Here is a 17532-nt window from a genome sequence, read left to right as displayed (position 1 = left end):
AAAACAGAGCGTTCTTAGTGAGTGATTATGTGCTGCAAAGCGGAAGGAAACCCACCGCTTTGCCACTCTGATGCATGGAGAAACAGAGCCCTATTGGTTCTGGATTGGAATATCCATATCCTCAAGTGTCAGCTCACGAACCAACTCAGGAATGCCCCATTCAACTTCAGGGTCAACGCGGATCTTGAAGTGGTACATGGACTGCAGCGCTTGATGGTCCTCAGCACGGAATTTCATAGTGCCCTTCGGTCCCTCAAACTCCATACCTTCCATCGCAGTAATCAGCTCTTCAGTCTCTGTAGAACCAGCTTTACGGATAGCCTCAACCGCGGCAATACCAGCAGCCATACCGCCCGCGGTAAAGAAGTCCGGCGGGGAATCGTAGCGTGCTGTATGCTCTTTCACGAGCCAGTCGTTCACCGGGTTTTGAGGGATCTCGTAGTAATAGTAGGTCGCGCCTTCCATGCCCGGCATGGCTTTGTAGGCCTTCATCGCCGCTAAAATGTTGCCACCAGTAGCAATCTCAATACCAAAGCGTTCCGGGTTCATAGCGTTGATCTTGGCGATGGGATTGCCGCCACCGGCCCAGATCACAAACAGGAACTTGCGCCCCTCCTTGTCCTTCAGCGCATCAAAAATCCGCTGGGCGCTGGCGGTAAAGTCTTTGGTGTCGGTAGGTGCGTATTCCTCAAACACCAGTTTCGCCTTGGTGTTGCCAAGCGCAACCCTAAAGGCGGATACACCGTCACGACCAAAAGCGTAGTCCTGCGCTAGTGTTGCGATGGAAGCGCCGTCTTGCCCCAATGCCACTGCGTTTGCAATCGCATCCTGAGAGGAATTGCGAGACGTGCGGAAGATATAGCGATTGTAGTTGGCCCCTGTGATGCTGTCCGCAACGGCAGGTTCCACAATCAACAGTTTCTCGTATTCCTCGGCAACAGATAACATAGCCAGCGCAACGCCAGAGGAAACCGGCCCAATTGCCAGATCAACCTCATCATCGCCGTAAGCTTCTGCCAGCATGGCACGGCCAATATCCGGCTTAAGCTGACTGTCTTTCTCGATCATCTCAATCTTGCGGCCATCAATTTCCATGGTGCCGCCAGTCGCATACTCAAGACCCATCATCAGGCCCACATGAGACTGCTTGGCATAGGCCTCATAGGGTCCTGTTTTGCCGTAGATATGTGCAATTTTGATTGGCTCAACTGCAATTGCAACACCGGCAGACATGGAAAATGCCATGGTGCTGGCAGCAAGGCACACGGCCCCAGCCTTAAATAACTTAAACATATATAAACTCCTCCCGCGTTGTCAGAAGGACCTCAAAACCGATCAATGCCCCAAAGTAGTCTGCGAGATCAAATTCCAAACAACGTAAAGTTAGTTGACGCATGTAACATGGTCCAAGTCAACGGTTGCGGAATTTACTGAACCTATTGCTAGGGGAGTTGTTAAGTCAGATGGGATTTATGAGAATTTTTGATATATCGAAAATGATATGGGTTGTAAGTATGGTGATATCAACCGAATATTGATGATATCTATATTTGCAATTACTTAGCTTGCTAGTTTATTTTCTGTGGTATTTTCAAGTGCAGCAGCACTCACCCTAAGGCTCGGAAATCCCCTGCGACAAGCTGGCTGTCAAGGGTCGCGAAAAAGCCGTATTTCGCCCTGCTCTTACCCCAATCTGCCGTTAGGTCGCTGCGTTCCTACGGAATGTCAGATAATGATTTATTCACCATCTCTGACAACCTGATGATAAGAAGATCCTGATACCTTCAATATCAAGAACAACATTGGTTTAACAGGACGGTTAGTACATGCGGATGTCAATCATCTGTAAATGACAAATAATAAAATATCCCAAAAGGGATTATCTGCATTAATACATGCAGACAACTTGAAGATAGTTCTCCTATATTGTGTTTGGTGAGCTAACTTTGATTTTTGGAGTGGGTTGTCCTGCCCGACGATTTTGAAAGGCCGTACTTCCCCTCCCAATCGGCCTTTTGGACCTGCTCTGATAAGCACCGAGGTATCCTCCCACCTCGGTGCTTTTTTTTGTGCTGATCAGACTGTTGACTCACATTAGTTGAAGATATGCATCTTAAAATTGCATTACATTACTCTTGCATCTAATAAGAACAAAGTTGATGCGCGGAGTTAAGTTGTTGAAAATTTACATAAAATTGTTTCTACTTGTCGCTGTGGCGCTCTCTTTGAGTGGGTGTGTGACCACTCAATCAGCTTTGCCGGAAATATTTGTAGAGCATGCTGATACGGTTGCCCGGGCAAACTATATTGATAGTAAATGTCTCTCTGTTGAGTTGAAAAACCCGAAATTGCTTGTGAGTTCCTTTTTGTTGGTGTGCCTGACAACAAAAAAATCGCGAGGGATCTGCGCTGCAAAACAGTTTTTGGAGCAACATACCGAGCGCTACATGCACTACGCTGGAGCCTATAAAGACAAAACAAAAGCCGAAATTTGCCGGATGGCAAAAGAGGACAAAGACATGAAGAAGATGTTCCAAAAAGCCAGCAAAAAGAAAAGATGATTGAGCTGCTTGAGACGTTTAAGCCAAGCACCGAGGTTTCTTTTCTCCTCGGTGCTTTTTATATGCAATTTTGAGTTCGGCCTTGCTTATGAGCTGTTTGGCTTGCCCAGACCCAAACTTGGCAAGGACAGGCGCCAGCCGAATGGCGCCGGTCTAAGCAGCTGGAAACCGCAAAGTATCTGCTGGAGGCGCAAGACACCGTGGATATAGAAAACCTTTCCCACCTGTGCGGGTTCGGTTCAGCGGCGACTTTACGTCACCACTTCACAACCAAATACGGGACAACTCCAACCGCGTACCGCAGGCAGTTCCACGGCAAACACAGCTAGCGATTATTTCTCGCGCAGATACTCAAGCATCCCCAGACCAGCGGAACGCCCCGTGGCGAATACCGCTTGCAACAGATAACCGCCAGTTGGTGCTTCCCAGTTTAGCATCTCGCCAGCCACAAACACGCCCGGCAATTTGGCCAGCATGTAATCCTCACCGATTTCGCTAAAGGAAACGCCACCAGCGCTGGAAATAGCTCGCTCGATAGACCGCGGTGCGGTGAGCGTAAGAGGCAGTGCTTTGATGTAGGATGCCAGCGCACCCGGTTCTGTCGGGATTGGTCCGGCTTCTCGCAAAAGTGCAATCGCTGCAGCAGGTAAGCCCGTTGCTTTACGCAGGAAGTTGCTCATGGACTGCTTACCGCGTGGACGATCCAGTTTAGCGGTCAGCTTCTCAAGAGAAACATCCGACTTCAGATCAATCTCGATCCGTGCCGTGCCATTTGCCGTAATAGCGTCTCGCAAATCAGCTGAAAGCGCGTAAATAACGCCGCCTTCGATGCCGTTTGCATCCAGCATCGCATCGCCAATCACACGCTGATCACCATGGGAAACAGCGACCTTCTTGAGCGGGGTCCCCTTATGGCGTTCTTTGAAGTGATCAGAGAACGCAACTTTGAACCCGCAATTGGCAGGCAGCAATTCCTCAACCTCAATCTGCTTCTCGCGAAGCAGAGAAACCCAGGACCCATCAGAGCCCAACTTGGCCCAGGAGCCACCGCCGAGCGCCAGCAGAACCGCATCAAAACCTTGCGCCTCAACGCCATCAGACCCGCGTTGCAACAACAGGGCACCAGCCTCATCAAATCCTTGCCAACGCACTCCGGAGGAGAGTGTAACACCCAGCCCACCCAAGTGCTTCAGCCAACTGCGCAGCAAAGGGGACGTCTTGAAGCTATCGGGAAACACACGTCCACTGGAGCCAACAAACGTGGTTTCACCCAGCCCTTCACACCACTCCCGTAAAGCTGCAGGTGGAAACGCGCGAACGGAATTGAGCAAGGTGTCGTTCGCTGGACGATATCGGGTGAGGAAGACCTCTAGGTCTTCGCTGTGCGTAAGATTGAGACCACCAAGGCCGGCCATCAGAAACTTGCGAGCGGGAGACGGGCGCTGGTCAAAAATACTAACTGAAACACCTGCTTCAGCTAGTGTTTGAGCTGCAAACAAGCCCGCAGGCCCTGCTCCGATAATTGCTACGCGTTTCGTCAAAGATTTATCCATTCAATTTCTGAGGCCGTTGCCAGCAGTCCCTCAGCTAATGCCGTGGTTTTGCGCCAATATCAAGCAGTAAGAACCCGCCACTCCACAAGGCAGCCCCTATTAGATCTCATGGTGTGAAGAAGCCGTGATGAAATTATGAGGAGGACATCTAAGGAATGTACAGCCTTCGCACTTCCCGCTTTCCTGAATGCTAATAGAAGGTGGGGGGCTGCGTTGAGAACTGCAATTCTTATGCCGCGCAACATGCATTTTTGTATGTCGCGCGCTACGTCGATCGACCTGTGCGCTCATGATCTGGCATTGCATAGCCAGAACAAAAGCAACCTGCGTGTCTTCGCTGGTGGTGAACATGACTTGTTTGACGATGTGGATGTGTGTGCGGTAACGGAACCTGGTAAACGCCCCCATCCCGCAAACTTTTACGATCCTCTTTCCGCCTTTGGTCCGCAATTGATTGTGGTGCACCAACATCTGGAAACAGCTGTACAAGTCACCGCCGATTTTCCCGGAGTGCCTGTCATCCTCCATCGCCATGGTCGGTTTGAACGCAACAGTGCCTTCAAACGTTGGAAATATACGCGCAAAATGAACCGTTTAGGCGGTATTATCTGGGTCGGTGAGGATGCCCGAAACAATTTCTGCGAAAGCTTCACAGGCGTGAAAATTCGAAGTGTCGTTGTCCCCAATGGAGTGGATTGCGAACTCTGGGCACCTGCCGCCAAAGAAAAGACCGTGATTTACGTAGGCCGCGCACGTGAGGACAAAGGTGTCTTCGATCTGGCGCAAGCCTGGGTTTCCTGTGCGGACCGGCTAGAAGGTGCAGGCTGGAAGCTCGGCCTCGTCCTTGCCGTGACTGATGAGGGGGAAGAAGCGACTGCCAAAGCCCTGCAAGAAAAACTGGCCGGGCATGCTGACAGTCTGTCTGTTGAGACCAACCTTTCGGCGTTAGAGGTGCAGGAGAGGCTTTCGAAAGCATCCATCGCGGTGGTACCTTCCATCGTGGCGGAAGGATTTGGCCGAACGGCCATAGAGGCCTTGAGCTGCGGTGCTGCCGTTATCACCACTCATTCCGGTGGTCTGTGGGAAGCTGTTGGCGAGACGGGCAAAATCATAAACCCGAATGCTCCCAAGGAGCTGGCTGCCGCCTTGCTAGACCTTACCGAGAATCCAACGATGCGGGCAGAACTTGCGCAAGCCGGGCGAGAAAGAGCCCTCCGCCTGTTCGACATCCCCCAGATTGCGGAAACCTATGACGACATGCTCATGAGCCTTTGGGATGACTACGTCGGAGGCTCCAACAAAGCCCAAGGTGTCATCGACCACATGTTGATCTCGCAATAGCCGTCACCAACTGCAAGGAACATAATATTCGCCTCTGACAGTGAAGCAGTAGCGCAAGATGATGTCGCTATGGTTTCGTCATTTTCGGCAAAGCGTGTTGTGCCCATTGACTGAGTTGAAGGAAGTTGACCTAAGGTCCAATTCTTGCAACTAGGTTTAATGTGATCTATATTTATCTCTTATTATGGCCATAAGCTCCCGTTTTGATTGTCATTTTTTAATCAGGCAGCTTTGATAACTTGCTGGATTCTATAAATGTTTGAAGCTTTTACAATCACGCTTGCTGCATTGGTTGCCATGCAGCTCTCCCCGGGGCCGAATCTGATCGCCGTTGCATCAACCGCATTGGGTCAAGGAAGACAAGCCGCCTTTGCAGTTGCTGCCGGGGTCGCGTGCGGAGCCTTCATTTGGGTTTTAACCATATCAGTAGGTTTAGGGGCACTGGTTACCGCCTATCCGGTTCTGGTGACCGTAATGAAACTCAGTGGCGGAGCATATCTGCTGTGGCTTGGGTTAAAGGGTTTGCTCTCAGCCTTCAAGGGCAGTGCTACGAACCTTTCGGAAGAGACATCTTCAGCGAGTGAACAAATGGTGCTGAGTTCACACGTCAAACGTGGCCTGTTGGTTGTGATGACTAACCCCAAAGCAGCCTTAGGGTGGGCGGCTATAGCGTCGTTCATGTTTGGTAGTGGTTTGAGTGCTTGGCAAGTGGCTACATTTGCTCCCATTGCCGCAGCAAGCTCTGTAACGATTTATGGTGGTTATGGTTTCCTGTTTTCGACCCAATCCGTAGCCAGATTTTACCGGCGTTTCTGGCGTGTGATGGACGGCTTGTTTGGCACCGCATTTGGCGTTCTTGGCGCAAAGCTGCTTTGGGATGGTCTTAAAGAGGCAAAACTCTGATCTCCAAATCCGGCTTGTGTAAGACACAAACCAACAAGATTATGGGGGCTGTCAGCCAGCCCTTCCTTTTCTCGCGGGCTCCTGCGGTTTTAAAAGAAGCCATCAAGCAGAAGCAAATTGCGGACAATTTCGTCAACCGAGGTTTGATATAGCGCTTTTGTAAATGCCAGTTATGATCGCTCGTGCTGCGTAGGGATGTGCTTGCCATGTATTTTTGAAAACCAGTTCTATTCCTCCAAAAGAAGAGCGGCTAAAGCATTAGGACGAAGCGGCCTCAATTGAGTATTCTGGCTAAACTGATTGCTGGCATTGTTCTTCAAATCAAAGCCGGGGTGTTTCAAGCTCTGACTTCTTGTGTTCTCACAGCAACAATGCTTTAGCTGCTTCCTTATAGTTTCCCGCTTTAGCGTTGGTCTGAAACAGCAGGCCGCGTAGTTGGTCCAGACCTGTGTTCGCCTGTTTCACCCGCTTTGCCATGTGTCGTGCTGTCTTTGGAGAGATATTCGTTAGCCCATGCAGCCGCAGTTCATTCTGTAAGGTTTGACGTACATCAGTAGCAATCGTTTCGCGGCTAAAGGTTGGTTCATCCTCTCCATTCAAGCGAGTAAATGCGCTGAGTAACGCCATATCTGCCATCAATCTGTAATGCCGATTGCCTTTCGCTGTTACTTGTCCCGGATGCCGACGATACCGCACCAAGCGTTCATTGAGGGCTCCGATTTTGCCGTACTCCAACAATCGCAAATAGAGGTCGTAGTCCTCAGCACCATCAAAGTGAGATCTGTACCCGCTGATATGTGCAACAGCCTCTCTGCGGAATAGGATACTGGGGTGATACAGACAGCATTTCTCATAGAGCCGTTTGCGAGTCTTGACGGAGGTTTTGGGGCAATCCATATGGTCAATAATCTGCCCTTCTATGTCGATGACAAACACTTCTGTACCACACAGCAGCCAGTCCGGGTTTCGGTTCATGACCTGCAGCTGACGAGTGAGCCGCTCCGGCTCAGCAAGGTCATCCGCATCCAACCGCGCCACAAATGGGCTTCGAATGGTTGCCAGTCCTGCATTTAGAGCACCGGATATGCCGTTGCCCGGTCCATCAACAATGTGAAACCGCCCACTTGGAAACTGTACCTCATATCGCTCTGCAATTTGGCGGGTTCCATCCGTGGATGCATCATCCACCAGCACCACGGCAAAGTCGTTAAAATTTTGCGCCACAAGGCTGTCGAGCGTCTCAGCGAGGGTAGCGGCGGCATTGCGGGCTGGTATGAGCACGCTTACGAGTGGAATGTTGCTCTCTGCCATCGCACATCACCAATCCCGCTAGATTACGCAGGCTCCTTTTGCGGGGCTTTGGGTCGCGCATCCGTCTTGGCAGACCGTTCCATCAATTCGGCTTCAACGGATTTAGCCAGTCGCAGATAACGACCCACTGCATAGTTGGTGGAGGCAATCAGACCCCACCAGCCATATCGGCAATAACCACGCACCAAATAACCCTTCAGGAAGGCAACGGGGAATTCATAGAGAAGTCGGGATTTTGGGAGGATCCGCCCGCGGCCACGCATTTCCTTGACCTGCATGGTGGAGTAACGGTTCATCTTCTCATAATGAAACGAGATGCTGCGAATACTGCGATGGTCCATCCGGCCTTTCAGCGTACCCAGTCTGGCGTTTTTGGGTGGGCGTACAGTGTCATGGACCGCATTCTCTGAAAACCGTCCAATGCTCTTCCGGTATAGGCGGATCTGAGTATAGGCATAGGCATGCTTGGCTGCCGTCTTCTCATGCGGCCAGACATCACAAATGTCCACCTTCCAGAAGTCGTAGGCATCCAAGACCGTGGTTTGGAACAGGCCTAAGATCTCCTGCCGCAACTTATCAGTCACAACCTCATCCGCATCAATGTTCAGCACCCAGTCATTGCAGCACTGGTCTTCGCCATATCGTTTTTGCAGGCCATATCCGTGCCAGTCATGCTGCAAGACGCGCGCACCAAGCCGCTGGGCAACGTCAATCGTTTGATCAGAAGACCCACTGTCGATGACAATCACCTCATCCGCCCAGTCAATGCAGCTGGAAACAGCCCGGCTAATCCGATCTTCCTCATCCTGCGCAATGATGAAAACGCTGAGAGGTATCCGAGGCTTAACAGAGCTCTCATCACAAGCGAGCTCGACCCGCTGGGCACGCCGCTCTTTAATATTGATGATTTTGCTCTGAGAAGAGATAGCAGGCCTCAAACCACTGGAGTACGGAACACTACCTCCGATAGTACTCGCTGCCCGGCAATGTGAAATTCGCCCGTTATCACTGATAGTTTTCGACCAGCGCTAACTGACCAGTATATTCCTAGGGGTCCGCAGGTAAATCTGAGTCAAATCGCAGGAAAACCAGTAACTCTCTCAAAACCTAACTTAAAGTCTTTCTCGACGACCCCATGATTACAACTTCCGTATCATTGCATCTCAGGCGAAGGGGTGAAACCATCTGCGCGCATTAGAAAGCCGAGTTTGAGGCGAGACTTTCGGCACCCACTTTATGTTCTTTGGGAGAAGAAAATGGCCGCGATTATTGGTTGGGCACACACACCTTTTGGCAAATTGGCAGGCGAGACTGTTGAAACTCTCGTCACAAAAGTTGCCAAAGAGGCGATTGCAGACGCTGGCCTCAACGCAGAAGACATTGATGAGATCGTGCTGGGTCACTTCAATGCCGGTTTTTCTAAACAGGATTTCACAGCAAGTCTGGTGCTTCAGGCCGACGATAAACTCCGCTTTAAGCCGACTACCCGCGTAGAAAACGCTTGTGCCACAGGCTCAGCTGCAGTGCATCAGGGCGTTAAGTCCATCAAAGCAGGCGACGCGAAATTTGTGCTGGTTGTTGGCGTAGAGCAAATGACCACGACACCGGGCCGCGAAATTGGCGCCAACCTGCTGAAAGCCTCTTACCTACCAGAAGATGGCGACACTCCAGCTGGCTTTGCAGGCGTCTTCGGTAAAATCGCAGGCATGTACTTCCAAAAGTACGGCGACCAGAGCGAAGCGCTGGCCCACATTGCAGCAAAGAACCACAAAAATGGCGTCGAAAATCCATATGCGCAAATGCGTAAGGATCTTGGCGTGGAGTTCTGCCTCAATGAGAGCGAGAAAAACCCGTTTGTTGCTGGCCCCCTGAAACGCACGGATTGTTCGCTGGTTTCTGATGGTGCTGCCGCACTCGTATTGACAGATACAACAACTGCTTTGGCGGCTGATAAAGCCGTTGCCTTCCGCGGCATGGGTCATGCGCAGGATTTCCTGCCAATGTCCAAGCGCGATATCCTTAAGTTTGAAGGTTGCACAGAAGCCTGGAAGCGGGCGCTGTCTCAGGCCAACATCTCCATCAATGATCTGTCCTTCGTCGAAACGCATGACTGCTTCACCATTGCAGAGCTGATCGAATATGAAGCCATGGGTCTGGTGCCAGAGGGGCAGGGCGCAAAGGCGATCTTGGAAGGCTGGACACAGAAGGACGGCAAGCTGCCAGTTAACCCATCTGGTGGGTTAAAGGCAAAAGGCCACCCGATTGGCGCAACCGGCGTTTCCATGCATGTCCTCACATCCATGCAGCTCACAGGCACGGCAGGTGGCATTCAGGTAAACGGCGCAGAGCTTGGCGGCATCTTCAACATGGGCGGCGCAGCGGTTGCCAACTACGTTTCCGTATTGCAACGCTTGAAGTAAATACTAAAAGTATTGATGTTACTGTAACTACTATAAAGTAATTCTTCATTCCACACTTTAACTTACTGACTTTTAGAACCCCGGACTTCCGGGGTTTTTCTTTGTATTGTGCTTTTACTGCAAGTCAATTGCTAACTAAGTCCGCAGTCCTTAGCCATTTATTCAAAGCGATTGTGATAAATACACCTCAACTTACCTAGGGTTACTAGAGGTGTATTTATGCCAGAACAACCATCAGCCCCCAAATATGATGATTGGTTGAAAAAAGTCTATTCAGAAATGAATTGGAAATTTCATGATTTTGTAGATGGAGTTCGGAAAAAACGCGCTGTCAGTTTAACCAGCCACACCTCTGAGGCAAGTGTTGTCATTGGACAACAAGATCGTGATGATCAGCCGGATTGGGCAGGGGACCCAGATCTGGCGGACTATGTCATCGCTGGTTCTCCAGCTGAAGAGAGACGAAAGCGCCCGCTGAGTGCGGCTCTGAAGGATGCTGGTATTGTTCCCTCAGATGGTCTCGGAGAGCGAATGAATTCTTATCAATCGCAAAAATCCCAATATGAAGAAGACCCTATGGCTGCAGCCTATGCTGATCCTGAAGCAGTAAAATGGGACCGCCTTGTGAAAGGCACTTTAGGGCAGGGTGAAAGCACCGCCAACAAGATGGTGATGAAACAACACGAACTTGAGCTCAAAAAGAAATCCCGACAACTCACCCGAGAAGTATTTGAAGACCAATCGTCCTCTCAAGAGTTCAGAAATTTTCTGCAGCAAGCCAGTGAAACCTCCCCGAACGTGATGGATACCGCGCAACGTGAAACGCTTATGCTCTTCAGCCAGAATATGAAGGCACTTGGCAATGAACTCGTCGCAACAACCAATGAGCTTATTCGTGAGAAGGCTTTTGGCGATTCCATGATGAAAACCCTTCATGATGCGAAACAGCACGCTGTTACAGAGCGAGAGCAACAAAGATTGGCTGAGCTGGAAGAAGAAGCCATTGCGTATGGGACTGCGACCTCTAAGCAAATGGCGTTAGCTCTAAACTGTACAAATTGCGTGCAGGCAGCAGCCGATTCAGGAACCGATATTGAGGCAGCTGTTGATCAGCTGGCAGATCAGCGTCCCAAAGCCATCTTTGCGTCTTCAGGATTGCAGCACTCTGCAGAAGACATGGTGCGCACCCAATTGGAGAAAACCAACAACACCAAAAAAACAATGGCATGGGCTGAGCAACAGCCTTGGGCGCAAATGGTGAAGCTGAACATTAAGAAAACCGGGCGTTATTTCGATATCACGTCAGAGCCTCGCATGGCCCCTGAAACACATGCAAACACGGGAAATCAACTTGTCGATGACCACGTTGATATGCCGCATGCAACGACCTCCAAGACAGATCTTGGAAACACGCCGGAACTTGTTTTTAATGGTTTGCGCTCTCCAAAAATGATGGAGTCTATGAGTATGCGTGAAACGGGTGAGGCAGGGCCCGACGGCTTGCCGTTTGTCGCAACACCAAGCGAGGCCTCCATGGCCTGGGCCAAAACCTTGATGACTGCTCAACAGCAAGGTGCAGATGTTGCAAACCAACTGCCGGACCACATGGAAATCAAGGAAGTCTGGTATCGCGAAAATCGGTCTGGGATCAAGGGAAAACTAAAACGAGGTAAACCTGAAAAGAAGGTGCATGTCGTTGCTTATAAAAATACCTCTGACTCTATTGAAGCAGCACAGATGCTGCGAAAAGTGCCCAAAAAAATCGCCACAGATCTGGCTGAGCTTGCTGAAAATATCGCGGATCTGAAATCAGACCAGGCTAATAAAGCTGAGAAAATTCAAGCTCATAAGGAAGAGCTGGAGAAATTTCTCAGCTCGAAAGGTGAAGGCCTGTTGCAGAGCTTTGGTGAAGCACATGAAGCGTTTGATGCCCTGCAAGAAAACATCCTGCAGCAGATCGTAGCCAAAATGGGGAAGGGCACCAGCGTCAAGAAGATTCAGAAATGGGTGAGCAAACAAGCTTGGGCGCTGCTGTTTGAAATTGAGTTCAAACCTGATCCCGATGGCAAGAAAGATGTGTTTACTGTTTTGGTCAAAGAGAAAGAACCAGAACCTTCTGCAGAAGAGGAAACTGATGGTGCCGGTCCCGCGCCGGATAATGGAGCAGGAGAACAGGAACCTGGTTTGACAGGTGCATTGGCTGGCCTGACAAACCCAGCCGTTCAAAAGCACCTTATCTGTGTACGTACAGGAGAGAATCGTGATGGTGTCCCCGTCGTTGAAAAGCCAAGTGATCTGGCAAGACAATGGGCAGACACTGTGATTAAAGCCTATGGTGCCAACCCTAAACTGCCGGACTACCTCGTACTAAGAGATGTCGTCTATAAGTCAAAATCCCTCAATATCGTGAGGCGCGGCAAATACATTCCGTGCAAAGTGCTTGAGTTTATTCCATCTGCGTTCAGACAGTAGGGAGTAACAACAGGTTATTGTCTGTGGAAGGCGCAGAGCTTTGCGGCATCTTCAACATACGCTGCAGAGCAGCGGCCGACTACGTTTCTAGCCTGCAGCGTTTAAAGTAAAAAGCCTCACCTCAAACTCGATATTTACGCCGCCCTCTGATAACTTCAGGGGGGCGGCTTTTCAATGAAAGGCTGAAATGAAGGTAATTTGCCAGAACATAAACGAGGTCTGGCTGACAGGATTTTCCTGATTGCCCGCAAAATAATAGGGGCTTACAGATTAAGCTCTAACAGTCGTGTTTTTTACTGTTAAAGCCCAAAGTGGAACTATCTAATGTTGAAGTTTTGGTACTCTGGAAATACGCAGTTTCATAAAGTTGAAGGTGCAAATATCGGCAACTATATCCATGCATTTTCAGATGCATCTGACGGTTTCTTTATTAGAGTGAGTTAGATGTATTTTTTGTTTTCTATACATTCTTGTGCTCTTGGATAGCATTGTCTGCGTTTCATAAACCTATTTTAGAAAACTATTCCTAGAGGGTTGCCGAACCCTTTTGATTGTTGCTTTTCAGCATTTTGCATTTAAGAAAAAATCTTTTCTACTCCAGCTCAAAGCTTTGGAATGCCATACCGGGCTTATAATCGCGTCAGTCAGTAAACTCTTACCAAATACACAGGAGCGTATTCCCGAAAAGTGGAAACCGGTTTTCGGATAAGAATTCGCTCACCTGCTTAAAGAACGCCCGGAGAGCGCAATGGCCTTGGTCAAGAGTTTTGAAGCACAACACGATGAAAGCAACAAGCTTGCTGTCTTTCCAACCTTTCATAAGGTGGAAGACAAAATGGTTGTTGTCGTCGGTTGTGGTGAGGAAGCTGCTGCGAAGGTGAGATTGCTGGCGCAGACCAAAGCGCACATCCGTGTCGTTAGCCCTGAACGCCCAAGTGATGAGCTGGCAGACGCAGTTGCCAAAGCTGATGGCGTTTTCATGCTCAGCGCGTTCAACCCAACCTACTTGGATGGAGCCGTGCTCGTTTTTGCCGCAACCGATGCAGAAGAGCTGGACCGCGAGATTGTAGAGGCAGCACGCGAGAAGGGCATTCCGGTCAACGCAGTGGATCGCCCCGAACTTTGTGATTTTTACACCGGTGCAATGGTAAACCGCGCCCCTGTTGCAGTGGCAATCACGTCCACAGGCGTTGGGCCTGTGTATGCACGCCACATCCGTGCGCAAGTAGAAGCCATGTTACCACGGGAGGCTGGTCAACTGGCACGACTTGCGGAAAGTTTCCGCAGCACCGTCGGTAAACTCATGCCATCAGGACTTGCCCGTCGCCGGTTCTGGGCTGATTTTTTTTCAGGTTCAGTTGCGGCCAATACCTTTGCTGGCGAAACTCAAAAGGCTTTAAGCGAAGCGCATCGCCTGCTCAATGGTGATCAGGACACACGCGGATATGTCTGGCTCGTTGGAGCAGGTCCCGGAGCAGAAGATTTACTGACCCTTCGTGCTCAGCGCGTTTTGCAGGAAGCAGATGTGATTTTTTACGATGCGTTGGTACCTGATGCTGTGGTCTCTATGGGCCGCCGAGATGCAACGCGGATCAACGTTGGAAAACGCAAAGGGACGCACAGTTCCACGCAAACGCAAATCAACCAGTTATTAGTCTCCGCAGCCAAATCCGGTAAGCGCGTTGTTCGCCTCAAAGCAGGTGACCCAATGGTGTTTGGCAGGGCAGGTGAAGAGATCGCAGCTCTGCGTGCACATGCGGTTGATTTTGAGGTTGTCCCCGGTGTCACCGCCGCTTTTGCAGCTGCTGCAAGTGCACAAATTCCGCTGACATTACGGGGTGTTGCCTCCACCCTTGTTTTTGCAACGGGGCATGATCAGCACGGAGATACGCTCCCCAACTGGGCAGAAATGGCGCTGAATGGAGCGACAACTGCCGTCTACATGGGGCGTACAGTTGCGGGCAAAGTAGCCACGCTGCTGGCTGAAGCTGGAATGGATTTATCCACGCCTGTAATGGCAATTGAAAACGCCGCCCACGCAAAAGAACGCAACTTTGCAGGAACTCTGCGAGACCTATGTGATTTTGAGCATCATGACAGTGTCACCGGACCCACACTTATCGTCATTGGTAAGGCAGTTGCCCACGCAGACATGTCACGATCGTTCCCTTTAAGTCCTTATAAAATTACAAGTTTACAGGCTGTTGTTGCAGCCTAGGGAGACACCAGATGAAAACTATTACCGCCAACAGACTGGTCGATGGCGAAGTCGTCTGGCTCGGCCATAACGCAGAATGGGTCGAGTATGTCGAGGCAGCCTGGATTCTTAACTCCGAAGCCGATTTGCAGGCTGCACAGGAATTTGCCCGAGCAGGTGAAGACTCCCAGCATGTTATCGGCACCTATGAGATTGAGTTGGAGCTGAAAGACGGCCACCTCCAGCCAAAAATCTTAAAAGAACGCATCCGTGCTCAGGGTCCAACCACGCGTCTGGACCTTGGTAAACAGGCACAACGACTTCTACGCTCGGCGTAAGTCCTTTAAATTCAGGAGTATTTCAATGTATCGCTACGATGAATTTGATCAGGACTTTGTCGATCAACGTGTTACGCAGTTTGAAGATCAGGTCCGTCGCCGTATGTCCGGTGAGCTGACAGAGGATGAATTCAAACCTCTACGCCTGATGAACGGTCTTTACCTTCAGCTCCACGCCTACATGCTTCGCGTTGCAATTCCGTACGGCACCATCAATGGTCGTCAGATGCGAAAACTTGCAGATATTGCAAGGACTTACGACCGAGGGTATGGTCACTTCACCACTCGCCAAAACGTACAGTTCAACTGGCCAAAGCTCTCCGACACGCCGCAAATTCTGCGCGAATTGGCTGATGTGGAAATGCACGCCATTCAAACCTCCGGCAACTGTATTCGCAATGTTACTTCCGACCAGTTTGCAGGCGCTGCAGCAGATGAATTTGCTGATCCTCGTGTGTATGCAGAAATCTTACGACAATGGTCTTCACTTCATCCTGAATTCCTGTTTTTGCCGCGCAAATTCAAGATCGCAATCACTGGCGCAGAGCAAGACCGTGCAGCCGTTCAGGTGCATGACATTGGCTTGCAGCTCACCAAGAATGAGAATGGGGATATCGGCTTTGTCGTCTACGTAGGTGGTGGCTTAGGCCGTACACCTATGGTTGGCCGTAAGGTACGGGATTTCCTACCAGAAAACGATCTGCTGGCGTACAGCGAGGCAATTCTGCGCGTCTATAATCGTTATGGTCGCCGCGATAACAAGTACAAGGCTCGCCTCAAAATTCTGGTCCATGAAACCGGCCTGGAAGTACTGAAAAAGGACATTGAAACCGAGTTCGAAACCACCAAAAATGGCATTCTTGACCTGCCTCACAATGAGGTGGAACGCATCAACGAATACTTCGCGCCACCATCTTTTGAAGCTCTGCCAAAGATCAGCACTGAGCTGGAATCTGCGAAATGCGAAAATCGTGATCTTGCCCTTTTTGCAAGCCGCAACTTGCATGCTCACAAAGCAGATGGTTACACGTCTATCACCATATCATTGAAGCCAATCGGCGGGGCCCCAGGTGACGCAACCGCGGAACAAATGGATGTGATTGCTGATGTAGCAGAACGGTTTGGCCATGACGAGCTGCGCGTAACACACGAGCAGAATCTTGTTTTGCCGCATGTCAAACTCAAAGATGTTCCCCTCATCTTTAAGGTGCTGAAAGCCAATAATCTGGCAGAGGCAAATGCTGGCCTCATCACAGACATAATCGCATGTCCGGGACTGGATTTTTGTGCGTTGGCAAACGCTCGCTCAATCCCGATCGCTCAGGAAATATCCAAACGTTTTGAAGCTGTTAAGCGTCAGAATGAGATTGGTGATCTGAAACTGAAAATCTCAGGCTGCATCAACGCCTGTGGTCACCACCACGTTGGCCACATTGGCATTTTGGGTGTAGACCGCAAAGGCGAAGAACTCTATCAAATCACCCTAGGCGGTTCTGCGGACCAGAACACATCCATTGGCAAAATCATCGGTCGCGGTTTCCCGGAAGCCGAGATCACAGACGCTGTTGAAACTGTTGTAGATGCCTATCTGGCTAATCGCTTGAACGCAGAAGAAAGCTTCATCGAAGCGTACCGCCGGCTGGGAGATCAACCCTTTAAGGATGCACTTTATGGAGCATAATCAAGTACATAATGCTTCTTTGGAGAGCGGAATTCAGTTGGAATCTCAGGTTAAGCTGCTCAATCATATGTATGCTGAGCGAGAGGCTCTGTCCGTTTTGGAGCATGCGCTCAACTCGCAATTTGCAGGTGATATCGCACTGGTATCATCTTTCGGTGCGGACAGCTCGGTTCTACTTCATATGGTCTCCCAGATAGACCCCAAAACACCAGTTCTGTTTGTCGACACCGGTAAACTCTTCGGCGAGACAAAGCGTTATCGTGATGAACTCATTGAACAACTTGGCCTTTTGGATGTCAGAGTAATTACACCTGAGCCAGAAGACCTTGCAGACAAAGACCCCAAGGGCGCACTTTGGGCGAGTAATACAGATGCGTGTTGTCACATCCGCAAGGTGGTCCCTCTAGCAAAAGCGCTTGGTGGATTTACTGCATGGGTTTCCGGCCGCAAACGCCATCAAGCGGCCACCCGCTCTAGTCTCAACCACTTCGAGGTGGAAGAAGGGCGTATCAAAGTAAACCCACTTGCGAACTGGGCAGCGAGCCAAGTGCTTCAGTATGCAAAGGAAAATGATCTCCCACCGCATCCGCTGGTAGCAGAGGGTTATCCATCTATTGGCTGTATGCCATGTACGGATAAGGTCGCTCCAGGGGATGATCCTAGATCCGGTCGCTGGCGTGGTCAGAATAAAACTGAATGCGGAATTCATTTCTCAAGTGCGTCCAAGGGCGGCGCAGCCCAAGGCATCTGAGGTT

Annotated in this window: 13 protein-coding genes and 1 pseudogene; 10 read left to right on the top strand and 4 right to left on the bottom strand. The window is 50.3% G+C overall.

The annotated features are described in order from the left end of the window. Positions 1–90 precede the first annotated feature (90 nt). Complete coding sequence (locus tag BLS62_RS15280) at positions 91–1293, bottom strand: substrate-binding domain-containing protein (protein WP_093182395.1); 1203 nt, start codon at positions 1291–1293, stop codon at positions 91–93. Positions 1294–2237: 944 nt separating this feature from the next. Between BLS62_RS15280 and BLS62_RS15275 the strand changes: the two genes are divergently transcribed. Beyond that, positions 2238–2561, top strand: coding sequence for a hypothetical protein (locus tag BLS62_RS15275; protein ID WP_143521571.1), 324 nt, complete (start codon positions 2238–2240; stop codon positions 2559–2561). 125 nt (positions 2562–2686) lie between these two features. After that, a pseudogene (locus BLS62_RS15270) lies at positions 2687–2890 on the top strand (helix-turn-helix domain-containing protein); the annotation flags it as partial. A gap of 3 nt (positions 2891–2893) precedes the next feature. Here the strand turns inward: BLS62_RS15270 and BLS62_RS15265 are convergent. Continuing rightward, a complete protein-coding gene (locus tag BLS62_RS15265; RefSeq protein WP_093182389.1) occupies positions 2894–4114 on the bottom strand; it encodes a TIGR03862 family flavoprotein in 1221 nt (406 codons plus the stop codon). Between the two features lie 213 nt (positions 4115–4327). On the opposite strand from BLS62_RS15265, the gene BLS62_RS15260 reads away from it, so the two are divergent. Further along, on the top strand, positions 4328–5455 hold the full coding sequence (locus tag BLS62_RS15260) for a glycosyltransferase family 4 protein (protein ID WP_208990879.1): 1128 nt from the start codon (positions 4328–4330) through the stop codon (positions 5453–5455). A 255-nt stretch (positions 5456–5710) separates the two neighbouring features. Continuing rightward, on the top strand, positions 5711–6358 hold the full coding sequence (locus tag BLS62_RS15255) for a LysE family translocator (RefSeq protein WP_093182385.1): 648 nt from the start codon (positions 5711–5713) through the stop codon (positions 6356–6358). Between the two features lie 360 nt (positions 6359–6718). On the opposite strand, the gene BLS62_RS15250 is transcribed toward BLS62_RS15255, so the two are convergent. Both BLS62_RS15250 and BLS62_RS15245 read right to left on the bottom strand, forming a co-directional pair. Continuing rightward, positions 6719–7669 (bottom strand): glycosyltransferase family 2 protein, encoded by a 951-nt coding sequence (locus BLS62_RS15250; RefSeq protein WP_093182382.1) that lies wholly within the window; start codon positions 7667–7669, stop codon positions 6719–6721. 23 nt (positions 7670–7692) lie between these two features. Next, positions 7693–8607, bottom strand: coding sequence for a glycosyltransferase family 2 protein (locus BLS62_RS15245; RefSeq protein ID WP_093182379.1), 915 nt, complete (start codon positions 8605–8607; stop codon positions 7693–7695). Positions 8608–8925: 318 nt separating this feature from the next. On the opposite strand from BLS62_RS15245, the gene BLS62_RS15240 reads away from it, so the two are divergent. The 6 genes from BLS62_RS15240 to BLS62_RS15215 all read left to right on the top strand — a co-directional run bounded on the left by BLS62_RS15240 (position 8926) and on the right by BLS62_RS15215 (position 17528). Beyond that, positions 8926–10089 carry an acetyl-CoA acetyltransferase gene (locus BLS62_RS15240; protein ID WP_093182375.1) on the top strand — a complete coding sequence of 388 codons (1164 nt, stop codon included), beginning with the start codon at positions 8926–8928 and terminating at the stop codon, positions 10087–10089. Between the two features lie 219 nt (positions 10090–10308). Beyond that, on the top strand, positions 10309–12561 hold the full coding sequence (locus BLS62_RS15235) for a hypothetical protein (protein ID WP_093182372.1): 2253 nt from the start codon (positions 10309–10311) through the stop codon (positions 12559–12561). A gap of 748 nt (positions 12562–13309) precedes the next feature. Next, positions 13310–14779: a siroheme synthase CysG gene (cysG, locus tag BLS62_RS15230; protein WP_208990878.1), complete on the top strand. Its 1470-nt coding sequence runs from the start codon at positions 13310–13312 to the stop codon at positions 14777–14779. A gap of 11 nt (positions 14780–14790) precedes the next feature. Continuing rightward, positions 14791–15096 (top strand): DUF2849 domain-containing protein, encoded by a 306-nt coding sequence (locus tag BLS62_RS15225; RefSeq protein ID WP_093182365.1) that lies wholly within the window; start codon positions 14791–14793, stop codon positions 15094–15096. A gap of 25 nt (positions 15097–15121) precedes the next feature. Further along, positions 15122–16777 carry a nitrite/sulfite reductase gene (locus BLS62_RS15220; RefSeq protein ID WP_093182363.1) on the top strand — a complete coding sequence of 552 codons (1656 nt, stop codon included), beginning with the start codon at positions 15122–15124 and terminating at the stop codon, positions 16775–16777. Then, entirely contained in the window at positions 16767–17528 is a 762-nt protein-coding gene (locus BLS62_RS15215; protein WP_093182360.1) for a phosphoadenylyl-sulfate reductase, read from the top strand. Before BLS62_RS15220 ends, BLS62_RS15215 begins: the two co-directional genes overlap by 11 nt. Positions 17529–17532: the final 4 nt, after the last annotated feature.

Origin of the sequence: Pseudovibrio sp. Tun.PSC04-5.I4, from assembly GCF_900104145.1 — a bacterium.
Taxonomy (GTDB): Bacteria; Pseudomonadota; Alphaproteobacteria; order Rhizobiales; family Stappiaceae; genus Pseudovibrio.
This window is presented reverse-complemented; position numbering and strand designations above follow the sequence as displayed.

Coding starts and splice junctions, on each gene's coding strand:
- BLS62_RS15250 (WP_093182382.1), bottom strand. CDS start 7,669: ATGGCAGAGAGCAACATTCCACTCGTAAGCGTGCTCATACCAGCCCGC.
- BLS62_RS15265 (WP_093182389.1), bottom strand. CDS start 4,114: ATGGATAAATCTTTGACGAAACGCGTAGCAATTATCGGAGCAGGGCCT.
- BLS62_RS15220 (WP_093182363.1), top strand. CDS start 15,122: ATGTATCGCTACGATGAATTTGATCAGGACTTTGTCGATCAACGTGTT.
- BLS62_RS15235 (WP_093182372.1), top strand. CDS start 10,309: ATGCCAGAACAACCATCAGCCCCCAAATATGATGATTGGTTGAAAAAA.
- BLS62_RS15255 (WP_093182385.1), top strand. CDS start 5,711: ATGTTTGAAGCTTTTACAATCACGCTTGCTGCATTGGTTGCCATGCAG.
- BLS62_RS15240 (WP_093182375.1), top strand. CDS start 8,926: ATGGCCGCGATTATTGGTTGGGCACACACACCTTTTGGCAAATTGGCA.
- BLS62_RS15280 (WP_093182395.1), bottom strand. CDS start 1,293: ATGTTTAAGTTATTTAAGGCTGGGGCCGTGTGCCTTGCTGCCAGCACC.
- cysG (WP_208990878.1), top strand. CDS start 13,310: ATGGCCTTGGTCAAGAGTTTTGAAGCACAACACGATGAAAGCAACAAG.
- BLS62_RS15225 (WP_093182365.1), top strand. CDS start 14,791: ATGAAAACTATTACCGCCAACAGACTGGTCGATGGCGAAGTCGTCTGG.
- BLS62_RS15215 (WP_093182360.1), top strand. CDS start 16,767: ATGGAGCATAATCAAGTACATAATGCTTCTTTGGAGAGCGGAATTCAG.